The sequence below is a fragment of the Bradyrhizobium vignae genome (assembly GCF_900324035.1).
GTDB lineage: Bacteria > Pseudomonadota > Alphaproteobacteria > Rhizobiales > Xanthobacteraceae > Bradyrhizobium > Bradyrhizobium vignae.
Genome location: NZ_LS398110.1, coordinates 283,551 through 298,591 on the forward strand (window position 1 = coordinate 283,551; position 15,041 = coordinate 298,591).

The following is a 15,041-nucleotide window of genomic DNA, read 5'->3' on the forward strand; positions in this document are numbered from 1 at the left end:
GCATCCGTAGTGGCCCGGAGCTTGCTTCAAGATCGGGGCGTGTGTGCGCAAACTCACACGATGTTAACCATCGCTTAGCTAAGCTGGCGGTCTGAACCGATAGCACTTGCAGAGGCCATGTCGTTCCGGACGGACAGGTTTGGTGGCGCAGATGTGGTGCCCTTCCCACGGAGGGCGCCGAGCGCCGCCGCCGCTGAAACCCGGCTGCCGGTTCTGATCGTCCTGCATCAGGAATGCTCGACACCGGGCCGCGTCGGCAATGCGCTGCGCGCGCTCGGCCATCGCCTCGACATCCGCCGTCCACGCTTCGGCGATCCCTTGCCCGAGACGCTCGATCAGCATGCCGGTGCCGTGATCTTCGGCGGCCCGATGAGTGCCAACGATCCCGACGATTACATCCGCCGCGAGATCGATTGGATCGAAATTCCGCTTCGCGAGCAGCGGCCGTTCCTCGGCATCTGCTTGGGTGCGCAGATGTTGGCGATGCAGCTGGGGGCCCGTGTCGCGCCGCATGCGCAGGCGCTGACCCAGATCGGCTATTACCCGATCAGGCCGACCGCTGCTGGCCATGCGCTCTGCCCTCATTGGCCGGCACAGGTCTATCACTGGCATCGCGAGGGCTTTGAGCTGCCGGCCGGCACCGAGCTGCTCGCCGAAGGCGATGATTTTCCGGTGCAGGCGTTCCGTGCCGGGAATGCCTTCGGCGTGCAGTTTCATCCCGATGTGACCTACGCGATGATGCATCGCTGGACCACGCGCGGCTATGACGGCTTCAGCGCGCCCGGTGCGCGGCAGCGGCATCATCACTTCGCGGATCGGGCCGTCTACGATCTCGCGGAGCGCGCCTGGCTCGATCACTTCATCAACGGCTGGCTGGCGCGCCGGCCGGTGCTGGCGCAAGCCGCCGAGTGATCGCGACTTGGCGCAGGTCCTTGGCGCAGGTCCTTGGCGCAGGTCCTTGGCGCAGGTCCTTGGCGCAGGTCCTTGGCGCAGGTCCTTGGCGCAAGTCCTTGGCGCAAGTCCCTGCCGCTTCCCTGGATATGCTAGGTTCGCCGCCAACGAGCGCGCGCGAGATCGCGCCGGCAAACCAGGGAGAGCGTCATGGCCTATGAACACATTCTCTATGAGGTGAGCGACAAGATCGCCACCATCACGCTCAACCGCCCCGATCGCATGAACGCGTGGACGCCGATCATGGAGCGCGACGTGCGCCACGCGATGGAAGCGTCAAACGCCGACGACAATGTCCGAGTCATCATCCTCACCGGCGCGGGCCGCGCCTTCTGCGCCGGCGCCGACATGGATGCGCTGAAGGGGCTCGATCCCGACGACGTCAGGCGTGCTTCGAACCTGCCGCCGTTCGACATGAACCGCCGGCCGGATTGGCAGACGCGCTACGGCTATTACCCCTCGATCAAGAAGCCCGTCATTGCCATGCTGAATGGCGCCACGGCCGGCATCGGCCTCGTCCACGCGCTCTATTGCGACCTTCGCTTTGCTGCCGACAATACCGTGTTCACCACCGCCTTCGCGCGGCGCGGCCTGATTGCGGAGCACGGCATCAGCTGGATGCTGCCGCGCATCGTCGGTCACGCCAATGCGCTGGATCTGTTGCTTTCAGCTCGGCGTGTGTCGAGCGAGGAAGCGTTGCGGATCGGGCTGGTCAACCGGCTCTGCTCGCCCGAGAAGCTGCGCGAGGAGACCTACGCCTATGCGCGCGACCTCGCCGATTTCGTCTCGCCGAGCGCGATGGCCGTGATCAAGCGCCAGCTCTACGAGGTGCCGTTCCAGACGCTTGCCGAGGCGACGATCGAGGCCAACCGCGAGATGATGGTGGCGCTGAACGGGAGTGATTTCAGGGAGGGTGTAGCCAGCTTCATGGAGAAGCGGCCGCCGAGGTTTACGGGCAGGTAGGGACTGATTTGCGGATGAAGCCCGGCTTCGCCCTTCGGGCTGCGCCGCGGCAGCCTTCGCTACGAAAGGGCTTGCCGAGCCGAAGCTGGCGAAGCCAGCGAAGGCTGGTGGAGCCAGGCGGGATCGAACCGCCGACCTCGTCATTGCGAACGACGCGCTCTCCCAGCTGAGCTATGGCCCCTTTGCTGGCCGCTCTGGTGAACGCGGCCGACAACCGGGCGCCATTTAAGTCCCTGCCAAGGTCAAGTCAAGGACGGGTGTAACCCGGTTTTAGCCATTTCCGCGCCTGAACTTCCCTTGTTTGGGCCGGAGGGAACCGATATCTAGCAGCAGGCGTCAATCCCGACCGTAGCCAGAGTTTTCAAAAGCCAGAGGCCTCAAAAGCCATGCGTGCCGTTCTCGACATCGTCATCATCGTGCTCGACCTCTACGTCTGGCTGCTGATCGCCTCCGCAATCCTGTCCTGGCTGATTGCCTTCAACGTGGTCAACACCCGCAACCAATTCGTGTCGGCGGTAGCGGAGTTCCTGTATCGGATCACCGAGCCTCTGCTGGCGCCGATTCGCAATTTCCTGCCGAGCCTCGGCGGCCTCGACATCTCGCCGATCATCCTGATCCTGATCATCATGTTCATCGAGCGGGTGATCCTGTACTACATCTACCCGAACGTGATCTGAGCGGGCTGGGGCGCCTTGGTTGCGAACGAAGCTTCAAGGGAACCCTGGCGTTACTCGACCGCAGGAATCAGCATCGCGCTGCGGGTGACGCCACGCGGCGGCCGCGACGACATCGACGGCATCGAGCAACTCTCGGATGGCCGCAGCGTGCTCAAGGTGCGGGTGCGCGCCATCGCCGATGGCGGCGAGGCCAACAAGGCCGTTCTGGTGCTGCTGGCGAAATCGCTTGGCGTACCGAAGGCCAGCGTCAAGCTTTTGTCCGGGGCGACCTCGCGGCTGAAGCAGATCGCGGTCAACGGCGATCCGACACGGCTCGGCGAAGCCTTGCGCCGGCTCACGTCGGCCCATTCGATAGACTGAGGAACTGACATGACCGCTGAGATCATCGATGGAAAAGTCATCGCCGCGGACCTCCGCGCCCGCGTCGCCGACGAGGTCGCCCGGGTCAAGCGCGAGCACAATCTGGTGCCGGGCCTTGCGGTCGTCCTGGTCGGCAACGACCCCGCCAGCGAGGTCTATGTCCGCTCCAAGCGCACCCAGACCCAGGCGGCCGGGATGACCTCGTTCGAGCACAAGCTGCCGGCCGACGTCTCGCAAGCAGATCTGCTGGCGCTGGTCGCAAAGCTCAACCGCGATCCCGCCGTGCACGGCATTCTGGTGCAGCTGCCCCTGCCGAAGGGGCTGAACACCGAAGCCGTCATCAACGCGATCGACCCCGCCAAGGACGTTGACGGGCTACATCCGAACAATGCCGGCCGGCTCGCCGGCGGCTTTGAGGCGCTGTCGCCCTGCACGCCACTCGGCTGCATCATCCTGACCAAGAGCGTGCACGCCTCGCTCGAAGGCATGAACGCCATCGTCCTCGGCCGCTCCAACCTGGTCGGCCGCCCGCTGGTGCAATTGCTGCTGAACGAGAACGCCACGGTGACGATCGCGCATTCGCGCTCGCGCGATCTGCCTGATCTCGTGAAGCGCGCCGACCTCGTCTATGCCGCGGTCGGCAAGGCGGAGATGGTGCGCGGCGACTGGCTGAAGCCGGGCGCCACCGTGATCGATATCGGCATTACCCGGATTCCGAAGGAGGATGGCAAGACGCGCCTCGTCGGCGACGTCGCCTATCAGGAAGCGCTCGGCGTCGCCGGTGCCATCACGCCGGTGCCGGGCGGCGTCGGCCAGATGACGGTGGCGTGTCTGCTGGTGAATACGCTGCGGGCAGCGTGTGCGATTGCCGGCCTGCCGAAGCCGGCGGTGTAGTTGAACTCTCATGCCCCGGACGCAGCGTGAAACGATGCGCTGCCGAGCCGGGACACGGAAGCATTAACCCTTCTTCTTCTTCTTCTCGCGCTCGATGCCTTCGAGGATCAGCTTGTGCGCTTCCTCAGGGCCGCCCCAGCGCAAAATCTTCACCCACTTGCCCTTTTCGAGATCCTTGTAGTGCTCGAAGAAGTGCTGGATCTGCTGCAGCGTGATGTCCGGCAAGTCGGAATAGCTCTTCACCTTGTCGTAGCGCTGAGTCAGCTTCGATGACGGCACTGCCAAAATCTTCTCGTCGCCGCCGGCTTCGTCTTCCATGAACAGCACGCCGACCGGGCGCACGCTCATGACGGCGCCGGGAATGATCCCGCGGGTGTTGATGATCAGGACGTCGCAAGGATCGCCGTCGTCCGACAGCGTATGCGGGATGAAGCCGTAGTTACCGGGGTAACGCATCGGCGTGTAGAGGAAGCGGTCGACCACCAGCGTACCGGCCTCCTTGTCCATCTCGTACTTGATCGGTTCGCCGCCCACGGGGACCTCGATGATGACGTTGACGTCGTGTGGTACGTTTTTCCCGATCGAGACCGCATCGATACGCATTCAAGGCTCCGTTATTGCCGAGGTGAAATCGCGCCCGGCAGCGATTTTGGCGCTGTCATACGCGGGCTTGGCCCGCTGATCCATCGCGTTTTTGTGAAATAATGAATCCGGCGATCACCGGCTCTCGAGGCAACGGGTATCGACGGACGGGAAACCCTGCCGGGAGGGTTTCAGCAGCTCAATTGGTCCAGGCGAAGGCAACCTTGTCGAGCGATTTCGGCCCGAACCGCTCGGACGAACGTGCCACCATGCGTCCACCCAACGCCCGGTAGAACTCGGTCGCGGGGTCATTGTCCGAGAGCGCCCACACCACCATGCTCTTCAGCCCGCTCTGCATCAGGTCGCGGCGGGCGGCAGCGAACAGCCGGCGGCCGAAGCCGAGTCCCTGAAATTCGGGCCGCAGATAAAGCTCGTAGATTTCTCCGTCGAAATGCAGGCTGCGGGCGCGGTTGCGGCCGTAATTGGCATAGCCGGCGATCTTGTCGCCGAACACCAGCACGCTGACGCGGCTGCCCTTGCGGATTGCACTGTCCCACCACTGCGGACCGCGGCGATTGATCAGCTTCTCCAGCTCGGCGCCGGGAATGATGCCCTGATAGGCCGAACGCCAGGCTTCGTCATGGGTCGATGCCACCGCAGTTGCATCTGCAGCTTTGGCCGGCCGGACCTCGATCAGGGTTGTGCTCATGGACGCGATCAAACCAAGTCGCCGCGCCGGCGGCAAGACCTATCGTTAATTATCGGTTAACCTGTGGACTTTCTGCATCAGTATTTTGGCCATGCTGTGCCGAAAGAGGACAAGCCGACATTTCAGACGGCAATCGCAGGACCAAGCGTCGGTACGAAACTACGTTACGGCAACCAGGGAAGGGCAGTGGCAACGCAGAAAGTCGGCCAATAATGATTCGTTCCTACTAGTCTGGCTGTCACTATTCGCATTCGCCCTCGGCAATTCATGCGGCTCCTCAACACCATCGCGCTCCTGCCTCTGTTGGCTTTGCTGACTGCGCCGCCTCTGTGTGCTCAGGCCACGCTCGGCCCATCGGGGGAGGAGGGCGAACCGTTTCGTCGGCAAGAGTGGCTTGTGCCCTCGCCGGATACCCACCTTGCTGCGCATGCCCTGCTGTTTCGCCCCGCTGGCCCAGGTCCGTTCCGACTCGCGGTGATCGCGCACGCCTCGACGCAGAACGCGTTGCGTCGTGCGCAAATGCCGCAGCCGGAATACCGTCCGCTCGCCGCCTACCTCGTCGCGCGCGGTTTTGCCGTGCTGGCGCCGGAGCGGCCCGGGCATGGTGCGACCGGCGGCCGCTATATCGAGGATCAGGGCGGCTGCGACGAGGCCGACTACGCACGCTCGGGCCGCGCAACGGCCAACGCAATTTCGCGTGCACTGGCCTATCTGCAAAAGCAGGATTTCATCGGCAAAGAGGCCGCCATCGTGATCGGCCATTCCGCCGGGGGATGGGGTGCATTGGCGCTGGCCAACGCCGATCCCAAGGTGATCTCCGCGATCATCGCCTTTGCGCCGGGGCGCGGTGGCCATGCCAATGATGAGCCGAACCGAATCTGCGCGCCGCATACGCTGCTTGCCGCGGCCGCGGAGTTCGGCAGGGCGGCGCGCATTCCCATCACTTGGCTCGTTGCGAGCAATGACAGCTATTTCGCCCCGGCATTTTCGCAGAAACTCGTCGATGCGTTTCGCGGCAGTGGCGGAAAGGTCGAGTTTCGCTCACTGCCGGCCGCCGGCAGCGAGGGTCACTGGATGATCGAAACCGAAGCCGGCGTCAAAGCCGCAAGCGGCGAGCTCGCGCGCGCACTGAACCAGAGCGGGCCAACGGCCATCCAGAAGCCATGGGGCAATCGCTGATGCAGAAATGGCCCGACGATGACGTGATCCTGTTCGACGGCATCTGCATCTTCTGCTCGCGCTGGGTGCGGTTCGTTGGGACCCGCGACACGGCGAAGCGGTTTCGCTTTACGCCAATCCAGTCGGATTATGGAACGCGGTTGGCGCGAACGTTCGGCATCGATCCGGACGATCCCGACACCAATGCGGTGATCCATGGCGGCGAGGCGTTCATGAAGTCGGATGCTGCGCTGACGGTGCTGTCGCAGCTCCCCGGCTGGGGCTGGGTACGCGCATTATTCGTCGTGCCGAAGCCGTTGCGGGACCCGATCTACAACCTCGTCGCGCGCAACCGCTATCGCATCTTCGGCAAGTACGACGCCTGCTTCGTGCCCGATGCCGATTTGCGAGCGCGGGTGATTGAGTAGCCCGTCATTGCGAGCGTAGCGAAGCAATCCAGAATCTCTCCGCGGCGGCAGTCTGGGTTGCTTCGCTGCGCTCGCAATGGCGGAGTGCGTAGCTACGGCTTGCCCAAAGCCGCCAGCACTTCCTTCGCCGCTCGCTCCCCACTATCCCGCGCCCCATGCGCCGTCGTGAAAAAGGTCGGCGACGTTGCCTCGCCCGCGAAGAACAGGCGGCCAGCTACCGGCGCGGCCAGCACGGCACGGTCGCCGGCATGCCCGGGAAGCGCATGCGAGTAGGACCCCCGCGCAAAAGGATCGCGCGCCCAGCGCGACTCGCAGAGCGGCTTCAGCTTGTTCCTGACATCATTGCCGAGAAAACCCGCGATCTCATCGATGCTGTGCGCGGCAATGGCGCCGTCGCCGGCGGCTTCCAGCTCGCGGGCAAAGCTGCCGCCGAAGAAGCCTTCGATGCAGGGCTGGCCAAACGGGCGGATGTGGTAGGTGCCCATCTCGGTGCGCATGGTGGCGCCGCGTAAGTTGCCCTCCTTCGGAAAGGCCTCGGCGTCCTCGAGCGCCAGCGTCACCTTGTCGTCGACGCCGAGCGGCAGGCCGGAGGCGGCGTCGACCTTGGCGGGGAGCGGCGGCGAGAAGCGGATCACCTCAAGGGCGATCAGATCCGTTGGCACGGTGACGATCACCTTGTCCGCTGTCAGCGTGCCCCGCGATGTCTCGACGCGGATGCGCTTGTCGGAATGGTCGATCAATGTGACGTTACAGTTCAGCTCCACTGGGCAGGATGCGCCATAGGCTGCAACCAGCGCGCCATAGCCGCGGCGGACGCGCCAATTGACGTTCGTGTCCTCATAAGCGTCCCAGTCCAGCGTGGACATGTCCTTCAGCTCGCAGCCGTTGATATAGGTCGAGATCGCGTCGATCATCGGATTCCAGCGATTGCCTGGCTCCAGGCTCACGCTCGCAGGCTCGTCCTGGCCCTTCTGCGCCGCTTCCCACAGACGCTCATAAAACGCGTCCATCGCACGCATGAAATCGTCGCGCTCGCTTTGCGGAAAGGCATTGCCATAGGCGCGCTCGCGCCAGGGCGGCAGATCCTTGTTGACCTCGAAACCGAGTTGCCGTGCGATCGGCACGAAGGAGTTCTTGTCCGCCGAATGCAGCCAGCCGCAGCCGACGTCGAACGTCACCTCAGGCGAGGCCTGCACGGTCCAGGCCCGGCCGCCGAGCCTGTTACGCGCCTCCAGCACGATGACTGAGAGGCCGGAGCTCGCCAGCGCATGCGCCGCGCCGAGGCCGGCGGCACCGGCGCCGATGATCGCGACGTCGACGGAGGAGGGGAGGGAGGTCATGGCCGGGCTCTAAAGCGCGATGAGATTTGGATGAATCGTCATCGCGCTTTAGCTTGTTGTTTACGCATGATCTTTCCGGAAAACCGCTTCGCACTTTTCCGGATCATGCTTTAGCACGTCTCTGATACGCGCTGAAGCCGCAACGCGCACAGCTGTCATCACCCGCGCAGGCGGGTGATCCAGTATTCCAGAGACGATCGTTATAGAGCCGAGATGCCGCGGCGTACTGGATTCCCCGCCTTCGCGGGGAATGACAGTGAACGAGAGTGGGAGCCTTACGCCACCGCTTCCTTGGCCTTTTCCGCGCGCTTGCGCTCGTTCGGGTCGAGGTGCTTCTTGCGCAGGCGGATCGACTTCGGGGTGACCTCGACGAGCTCGTCGTCCTCGATATAGGCGAGCGCCTTTTCCAGGGTCATGCGGATCGGCGGGGTCAGGCGCACGGCTTCGTCCTTCGAGGTCGTGCGGATGTTGGTGAGCTGCTTGCCCTTGAGCACGTTGATCTCGAGATCGTTGTCGCGGGTGTGCTCGCCGACGATCATGCCGCGATAGACCTTCCAGCCCGGCTCGATCATCATCGGGCCGCGGTCTTCCAGCTTGAACATGGCATAGGCCACGGCCTCGCCCTGGTCGTTGGAGATCAGCACGCCGTTGCGGCGACCCTGGATCTCGCCCTTGTACGGCGCATAGCCGTGGAACAGGCGGTTCATGATCGCGGTGCCACGGGTGTCGGTCAGCAACTCGCCCTGGTAGCCGATCAGGCCGCGGGTCGGGGCGTAGAACACCAGGCGCTGGCGGTTGCCGCCAGACGGCTTCATCTCGATCAGCTCGGCCTTGCGCTCGCTCATCTTCTGCACGACGACGCCGGAATGCTCCTCGTCAACGTCGATCACGACCTCCTCGATCGGCTCCATGGTGGCGCCGGTCGCCTCGTCCTTCTGGAACACGACGCGCGGGCGCGACACCGAGAGCTCGAAGCCTTCGCGGCGCATGGTCTCGATCAGGATCGCGAGCTGGAGTTCGCCGCGGCCCGACACTTCCATCGCGTCCTTGTCGGCGGATTCGACGACGCGCAGCGCGACATTGCCCTCGGCTTCACGCAACAGACGGTCGCGGATCATGCGGCTCGTCACCTTGTCGCCTTCGGTGCCGGCGAGCGGGGAGTTGTTGACGATGAACGACATCGACACGGTCGGCGGATCGATCGGCTGCGCCGGCAGCGGCACCTCGACAGTCGGATCACAGAAGGTGTCGGCAACGGTGCCCTTGGTGAGGCCCGCGATGGCGACGATGTCGCCGGCTTCTGCCTCATCGAGCGGTGTGCGCTCGAGGCCGCGGAACGCCAGGATCTTGGTGATGCGGCCGGACTCGACCAGCTTGCCCTCGGCGTTGAGCACCTTGACCTGCTGGTTCGGTTTCAGCGTGCCGGAGGAGATGCGGCCGGTGATGATGCGGCCGAGATAGGGGTTGGCTTCGAGGATGGTGCCGATCATCCGGAACGGACCCTCTTCGACCTTCGGCGGCGCGACGTGGCGCAGGATCAGGTCGAACAGCGGCTCCATGCCTCTGTCCTTCGGACCCGCGGGACTCTCGGCCATCCAGCCTTGCTTGGCCGACCCGTAGAGGATCGGGAAATCGAGCTGCTCCTCGCTGGCATCGAGCGCGGCGAACAGATCGAACACCTCGTTGATCACTTCGGTCGGCCGCGCGTCGGGGCGATCGACCTTGTTGATGACGACGATCGGCTTGAGGCCGACCTTCAGCGCCTTGGAGACCACGAATTTGGTTTGCGGCAGCGGGCCCTCGGCGGCGTCCACCAGCACCAGGGCGCCGTCCACCATGTTGAGGATGCGCTCGACCTCGCCGCCGAAATCGGCGTGGCCGGGGGTGTCGACGATGTTGACGCGGGTGTCCTTCCACTGCACCGAGGCTGCCTTGGCCAGGATGGTGATGCCGCGCTCACGCTCCAGGTCGTTGGAGTCCATGGCGCGCTCGGTCACTTTCTGGTTCTCACGGAACGTGCCGGATTGCTGCAGGAGGCGGTCGACCAGGGTGGTCTTGCCGTGGTCGACGTGAGCGATGATGGCGACGTTACGAAGGTTCATGAGTGAGCTTCTTTGCGGTCGAACAATGGGTTAAGCGCGATCTCGCCGGTCGGACCGGGACCTCTTCTCGAAACAACGCTGGAAGACTGGAAACAGGGCGCTTTGCGCCCAAAAAGGAAGCCCGGCCATATCAGACCGGGCGCCCTACGCGTTGCGGCGCAATATATGCAAAAACGGCCAAAAAACAATGTGTTCTTTGGCCGTTGGTTGACTGAATTTTGTCCGGGAATTTCCGGAGCTTAGGGCTGGGTTCCGGGATGGGCGGGGCGTGCCGCAGGTGAAAGTCGTCGAGGCCCGCGAAATAGCAGCCGAGCCGCCTCTACACCGCCTTCCGTACCTCGGTCGGATACACCCCGCTCAACACCTCCTCGAAATGCGCCTTCACGGCGTCATTGCACAGGCAGGCGCGCTGGCGCAGGCCGTCGCGGTTGCGAACCAGGATCGAACCGCGCCGCGTGTCGAGCACGCCTTCGGCTCTGAACGACTGGAGCACGCGGCTGGCATAGCTGCGGCCAACACCGAGCAGGGTCGCGAGCTGTTCATGCGTGAGCGGCACGCTGGTGTCGTTGCCGGTCCGCTCCATCGCGGCCAGAATCCATTTGGCGGTGCGCTGCTCGATCGAGTGGATCGCGTTGCAGGCGGTGGACTGGAAGATCTGGGCCAGCATGCAGTCGGCGTAGCGAACAAAAATGTTGCGCAGGGACGACGAGCGCAGCTTGGCTGCTTCGAGCTTGGCCACGTGAATGCGCGCAAACGGCCCGCCGAATTTCACGCAGATCCGGGTATAGGCCGGTAGAAATCCCTCGCTGACGATGCCGCCCACCGCGCCTTCGCGGCCGACCAGAATGGTTTCGACGTCGCGGCCATCCTCGTTGGGGACAAGGAAAGTCGCGAGTGACGGTCCGCAGGGGAAGTGGACGACCTGTACGTCATCGCCGGGATTGTAAAGCAATTGGCCTGCTGCGGAGTCTTCGACGGTCACGTGCGGTGCAAGGAGTGCGTAGTCTGCCTGGTTCAAACGCCGCAGCAGATTGTTGGCCGGCCGGCTCTCGACCTCGGTGACCTTGCCGACACGCGTATCCATTTTGAACTCCCCTCCTTCCTCCCACTTACCGAGTCCCATCCACTCCTGTGTGTACAAGTGGACAGACTAAAGAACGATGATGTGGTGAGTTTCGTTCCGGGAACCCCTGATGCGCTGGGCGCAGGCATCGTGTCGCGGCAGTCCTGATCCGATAACTCCAACCAAGATGTGATCATGGCACCCGCACCGTCCAATGGCTCAGGCTGGCCGGCCGATGTTCTGATCGTCGAGGACGACCCGATCATCGCGCTCGACTTCGAGGACCGTCTGCTCGGATTCGGTGTGACCGGTGTGCGGACCGTCGGTTCGGTGACACAGGCACTGGACGCCATCGCGAAGCGTACGCCCGATTTCGCGCTGCTCGACGTCGAGCTGATCCGCGAGACGAGCTTTGTGATCGCCGAGCGGCTGATCGCGCTGAAGGTTCCGTTCGTTTTCGTCACCGGCTACGGGGCCGAGGCGCGCATTCCACCGGAATTGGCAGGCCGGCCGCGGCTGCAGAAGCCGTGTTCGAGCGACGCGCTGGAAGCGGCCCTCCAGGCGCGCGCCGCCAATTAGCGATCAGCTCTGCTTCGGATCCAGCGTGGTCGACCACAGTGCGACGTCGGCGCGGTCGCGCAAGGTCACCGTCATCTGGCCGGAGGCGCCGTCGATCTTGACGTGGCCGAAAAACTGCATGCCGGCTGACGGCGGCAGGTTCTGACTGTCCTTGCCCGGCGCCTTGACGAAGCGGACCTCGGGTCCAAAGGTGTTGTCGAGCGCGTTCGGACCGAAAGTGCCGGCATGTAGTGGGCCCGAGACGAATTCCCAGAACGGCTCGAACTCCTGGAATTGCGCCTTGTTCGGATCGTAATAATGCGCTGCAGCGTAATGCACGTCCGCCGTCAGCCACACCGTGTTGTTGACCGGCGCCATCTTGATGAAGCGCAGGATGTCGGCGATCTCGAACTCGCGGCCACGCACCGGGCCGTCGCCCTGCGCAACGGCTTCGGAGCCGCCCTTAGGCGTGTCCGAGACGACAAGGCTGATCGGCATGTCTGACGCGATCACCTTCCATGTCGCGCGCGAACTCAGAAGACCGCGCTTGAGCCAGGCGATCTGGTCGGGGCCGAGGAAGTAGCTCGCCGGGCCATAATCGGTTTCGAGATTGGCGCCGTTCGGGCCGCGATAGCTGCGCTCGTCGAGCACGAACACGTCGAGATGCGGGCCATAGGAGATCTGGCGATAGACGCGGCCGGGCTCGATGATGCTCTCGCGCATCGGGTACATCTCGTGGAAGGCGCGACCCGCGCGGGCCGCGAGCAGCGAGATGTCGCGCACCTTGTAGGCGGCCGGCAAGTCTTTCGACAGCGACCAGTTGTTGGTGACTTCGTGGTCGTCCCACTGCACGAAGATCGGCACCTCGGCATTGAAGGCACGGAGATTGTCGTCGGTGAGATTGTATTTGTGCGCGGCGCGAAACTCGTCCAGCGTCTCGGCGACCTTGGTCTTCTCCGGAATCGTGACGTTCTTCCAGATCTTGCCATCGGCGAGCTTCACCTCGGATTGGATAGGACCATCGGCATAGATGGTGTCGCCGGAATGCAGGAAGAAATCCGGCCGGTGCTTGCGCATCGCCGAGAAGGTGAACATGCCGCCGTCGTCGGGGTTGATGCCCCAGCCCTGGCCTGCGACGTCGCCGCCCCAGACGAAGCTGACGTCGCGGCGGTCGGCCGGCGCGGTGCGGAAGCGGCCGACCACCGGCTCGCCCTCGACCGCGCTGTGCGAGAGATCGCGGAAGCGGATGCGGTAGAAAATGTCCTGGCCGGCCGGAAGACGTTCAACCAGCATCTTCGCGGTGAAGTCGCTCTCGGGCAGCGCCGCGATCGGCGGCAGCGCACGGGCATCCTTGAAGGACTCGGTCGTTGCCACCTCGACCAGCATCTGTGCGGGCCGGTCGGTACGCGCCCACACCACGCCGCTGTCGACGGTGACGTCGCCCGATTGCACGCCGTGCGTGACGGCCGGCCGGTCGGCTGCGCGCGAGAGATACGGCATCGCGATCGTGCCGAGTGCACCGGCGCTGGTGGCGAGGAAACGGCGGCGGGAGAATTTGATGTTCATGGGACGGCCCCGATATCGCGTGCGACGGCCGCCAGGCGGCAGCCGGTGAAGTCAGACGCTATATTGAGACAATGTGACGCAGCGATAACGCGCGCAAGCCTTTACGCGTTGCCGGCGGCGCGGAATTGCGCGCTCGCGCGTTGCAGGTTCTGCGGCAGGCTCATCAGCACTGCCTTGCGGTCGGCGACCGCGGCGTGGAACTGGTCGAGCGCGATGTTGAAGGCGGTGAGCGCCCCTTCCTCGATCGCGCCGTGATCGTAGCAGCGCAGCGTGTCGCGCAGGATGTCGTCAGCCTCGGTCTGCATCTGGTCGAGCTCTTCGGTCGTCTCGCACTTGCGCGCCGCCGAGATCATGTCGAGAAGTCGTTCGCGCTGATGATTGTTGCTGTTGCGCTCGTCCTTCTTCAGATAGCCGGCAAACCAGGCGCCGATCGAGCCCATGGCGGAAAGCGCCATCAGGCCCCACCAGATGTAATCGCTGTATTTGTCGAGGAAGGTCTTTTCCTCGCCGTCGACGAAGGCAGCCGCACCCGGATGCACCGGGATCACGGCATCCTTGTCGGTATCGGGCGTTTCGATCTTCGCCGCGAGCGGGAATTCCGTCACCAGTTGCTGACGCACGGCGAAGAGCTGGCGCGTGAACGCCGCAATGGTGGTTTCGGACACAGCCTTGCGCGCCACGATGTGGTGCGAAAAGCTGATGGTCTTGACCTCGTCCTCCGGGCGGGCGGGCGAGCCGCCATAGGTGCCGGCGGGAATCTCGGACGCTTCGTAGACCGGATGGTTTTGTGCTATCGCGTCCGCCGAATCGATCGCGAGGAAGGTGGGCGCACCGAAATCCTTGATGGAGGCGGAGATCGCATCCGCCGTGATCTTGCTGTTGACGGGGCCGGCCGCGAGATAGACGTCGGCCTTCTGCGCCTTGATCGCCTCGGCAACCTCGTTCGCAGGAAATTGCACGATCTCGACCTTGGCGGGATCGACACCGTATTGCTGGAGGATCACCTTGAGCAGGTTGACATTGGCCTGGGTGCGGCCGACCACGCCGACGCGATGGCCAGCGAGCTGCGCGATCTTGGTGATTTTCGGGCCTCGCTTCTTGCCTTTGCCCGGAACGGACCAAAGCACCACGACGTTCTTGCGCAGGGTCGCGACCGCCTGTGCGTTCTTCGGCACGTCGAGGTCGCCGCGCAGGATGGCGAGATCGACCTTTCCTTCCGCGAGCGCATTGGCGCTGGCCGTGGCGCCGTCGGTCTGGATCGGGCGTAGCCGCACCTGGCCCCTGCTCTGCGTGAAGGCCTGCGTCAGCGTCTGCACGACCTTGACGTCGTCGCTGTTCGCGGGCCCGACCGCGATCTTGAGCGTCACGGGGCGCATCGCGAAGTAATATCCGCCGACGAGTGCGCCGATGATCGCCAGCACGAATGCCAGAGACACGAGTACCGTCTTCCGCGCCGCGGATCGCGGCGAAGGCGGAGGGGGCGTTTCGGCCAGGTCCAATCCCCCGGTCATCGATCTCCCAAACAGGCTCTTCAGGCTCAGTTTCATCTTGGCCGGCGGTTTACGCCCGCAAGTGTAGCAAATTTCTTGTCCGGCGGGGTTACATCTCCGTCATGGTTAGCGGATGCAGGAAATCCGCTATGAACCCGTGCGCCGGCGCGGTGTTAGAGTAAAGTTCCCCTAAAGGACGG

The 15,041-nt window shown here is 64.0% G+C and carries 15 protein-coding genes and 1 tRNA gene; 8 read left to right on the forward strand and 8 right to left on the reverse strand.

All coding sequences use genetic code 11. The annotated features are described in order from the left end of the window. Positions 1-117 precede the first annotated feature (117 nt). Together BRAD3257_RS01370 and BRAD3257_RS01375 are read left to right on the forward strand one after the other, a co-directional pair. Positions 118-912, forward strand: a complete 795-nt coding sequence (locus tag BRAD3257_RS01370) for a glutamine amidotransferase (RefSeq protein WP_122400327.1) — start codon at positions 118-120, stop codon at positions 910-912. 189 nt (positions 913-1,101) lie between these two features. Next, a complete protein-coding gene (locus BRAD3257_RS01375; protein ID WP_122400328.1) occupies positions 1,102-1,914 on the forward strand; it encodes an enoyl-CoA hydratase in 813 nt (270 codons plus the stop codon). Between the two features lie 105 nt (positions 1,915-2,019). Here the strand turns inward: BRAD3257_RS01375 and BRAD3257_RS01380 are convergent. Beyond that, positions 2,020-2,095 (reverse strand) — tRNA-Ala (locus BRAD3257_RS01380). 205 nt (positions 2,096-2,300) lie between these two features. Here BRAD3257_RS01380 and BRAD3257_RS01385 point away from each other — a divergent pair. The 3 genes from BRAD3257_RS01385 to BRAD3257_RS01395 are packed head-to-tail and all read left to right on the forward strand — an operon-like array spanning position 2,301 to position 3,845. Then, positions 2,301-2,591: a YggT family protein gene (locus tag BRAD3257_RS01385; RefSeq protein WP_018645113.1), complete on the forward strand. Its 291-nt coding sequence runs from the start codon at positions 2,301-2,303 to the stop codon at positions 2,589-2,591. A gap of 15 nt (positions 2,592-2,606) precedes the next feature. Continuing rightward, entirely contained in the window at positions 2,607-2,951 is a 345-nt protein-coding gene (locus tag BRAD3257_RS01390) for a DUF167 domain-containing protein (protein ID WP_122400329.1), read from the forward strand. A gap of 9 nt (positions 2,952-2,960) precedes the next feature. Then, entirely contained in the window at positions 2,961-3,845 is an 885-nt protein-coding gene (locus tag BRAD3257_RS01395) for a bifunctional methylenetetrahydrofolate dehydrogenase/methenyltetrahydrofolate cyclohydrolase (RefSeq protein WP_122400330.1), read from the forward strand. A 63-nt stretch (positions 3,846-3,908) separates the two neighbouring features. Here the strand turns inward: BRAD3257_RS01395 and ppa are convergent, their stop codons facing one another. Both ppa and BRAD3257_RS01405 read right to left on the reverse strand, forming a co-directional pair. Next, positions 3,909-4,448: an inorganic diphosphatase gene (gene ppa, locus BRAD3257_RS01400; RefSeq protein ID WP_122400331.1), complete on the reverse strand. Its 540-nt coding sequence runs from the start codon at positions 4,446-4,448 to the stop codon at positions 3,909-3,911. Between the two features lie 178 nt (positions 4,449-4,626). After that, positions 4,627-5,136, reverse strand: coding sequence for a GNAT family N-acetyltransferase (locus tag BRAD3257_RS01405; RefSeq protein ID WP_008136728.1), 510 nt, complete (start codon positions 5,134-5,136; stop codon positions 4,627-4,629). 267 nt (positions 5,137-5,403) lie between these two features. Here BRAD3257_RS01405 and BRAD3257_RS01410 point away from each other — a divergent pair, with 267 nt between their 5' ends. Together BRAD3257_RS01410 and BRAD3257_RS01415 are read left to right on the forward strand one after the other, a co-directional pair. Next, entirely contained in the window at positions 5,404-6,315 is a 912-nt protein-coding gene (locus tag BRAD3257_RS01410) for an alpha/beta hydrolase family protein (RefSeq protein ID WP_122400332.1), read from the forward strand. Continuing rightward, entirely contained in the window at positions 6,315-6,722 is a 408-nt protein-coding gene (locus BRAD3257_RS01415; RefSeq protein ID WP_122406317.1) for a thiol-disulfide oxidoreductase DCC family protein, read from the forward strand. Before BRAD3257_RS01410 ends, BRAD3257_RS01415 begins: the two co-directional genes overlap by 1 nt. 92 nt (positions 6,723-6,814) lie before the next feature. Here the strand turns inward: BRAD3257_RS01415 and BRAD3257_RS01420 are convergent, their stop codons facing one another. The 3 genes from BRAD3257_RS01420 to BRAD3257_RS01430 all read right to left on the reverse strand — a co-directional run bounded on the left by BRAD3257_RS01420 (position 6,815) and on the right by BRAD3257_RS01430 (position 11,248). After that, entirely contained in the window at positions 6,815-8,062 is a 1,248-nt protein-coding gene (locus BRAD3257_RS01420) for a flavin monoamine oxidase family protein (RefSeq protein WP_122400333.1), read from the reverse strand. A 275-nt stretch (positions 8,063-8,337) separates the two neighbouring features. Further along, entirely contained in the window at positions 8,338-10,164 is a 1,827-nt protein-coding gene (typA, locus tag BRAD3257_RS01425; protein WP_122400334.1) for a translational GTPase TypA, read from the reverse strand. Between the two features lie 319 nt (positions 10,165-10,483). Then, positions 10,484-11,248, reverse strand: a complete 765-nt coding sequence (locus BRAD3257_RS01430; RefSeq protein WP_122400335.1) for a Crp/Fnr family transcriptional regulator — start codon at positions 11,246-11,248, stop codon at positions 10,484-10,486. A 174-nt stretch (positions 11,249-11,422) separates the two neighbouring features. Between BRAD3257_RS01430 and BRAD3257_RS01435 the strand changes: the two genes are divergently transcribed. Further along, positions 11,423-11,806, forward strand: coding sequence for a response regulator (locus BRAD3257_RS01435; protein ID WP_122400336.1), 384 nt, complete (start codon positions 11,423-11,425; stop codon positions 11,804-11,806). 3 nt (positions 11,807-11,809) lie between these two features. Here BRAD3257_RS01435 and BRAD3257_RS01440 read toward each other — a convergent pair whose 3' ends face one another. Next, complete coding sequence (locus BRAD3257_RS01440; RefSeq protein ID WP_122400337.1) at positions 11,810-13,351, reverse strand: alkaline phosphatase D family protein; 1,542 nt, start codon at positions 13,349-13,351, stop codon at positions 11,810-11,812. Between the two features lie 101 nt (positions 13,352-13,452). Then, positions 13,453-14,898: a TAXI family TRAP transporter solute-binding subunit gene (locus BRAD3257_RS01445; RefSeq protein WP_122400338.1), complete on the reverse strand. Its 1,446-nt coding sequence runs from the start codon at positions 14,896-14,898 to the stop codon at positions 13,453-13,455. Positions 14,899-15,041 lie beyond the last annotated feature (143 nt).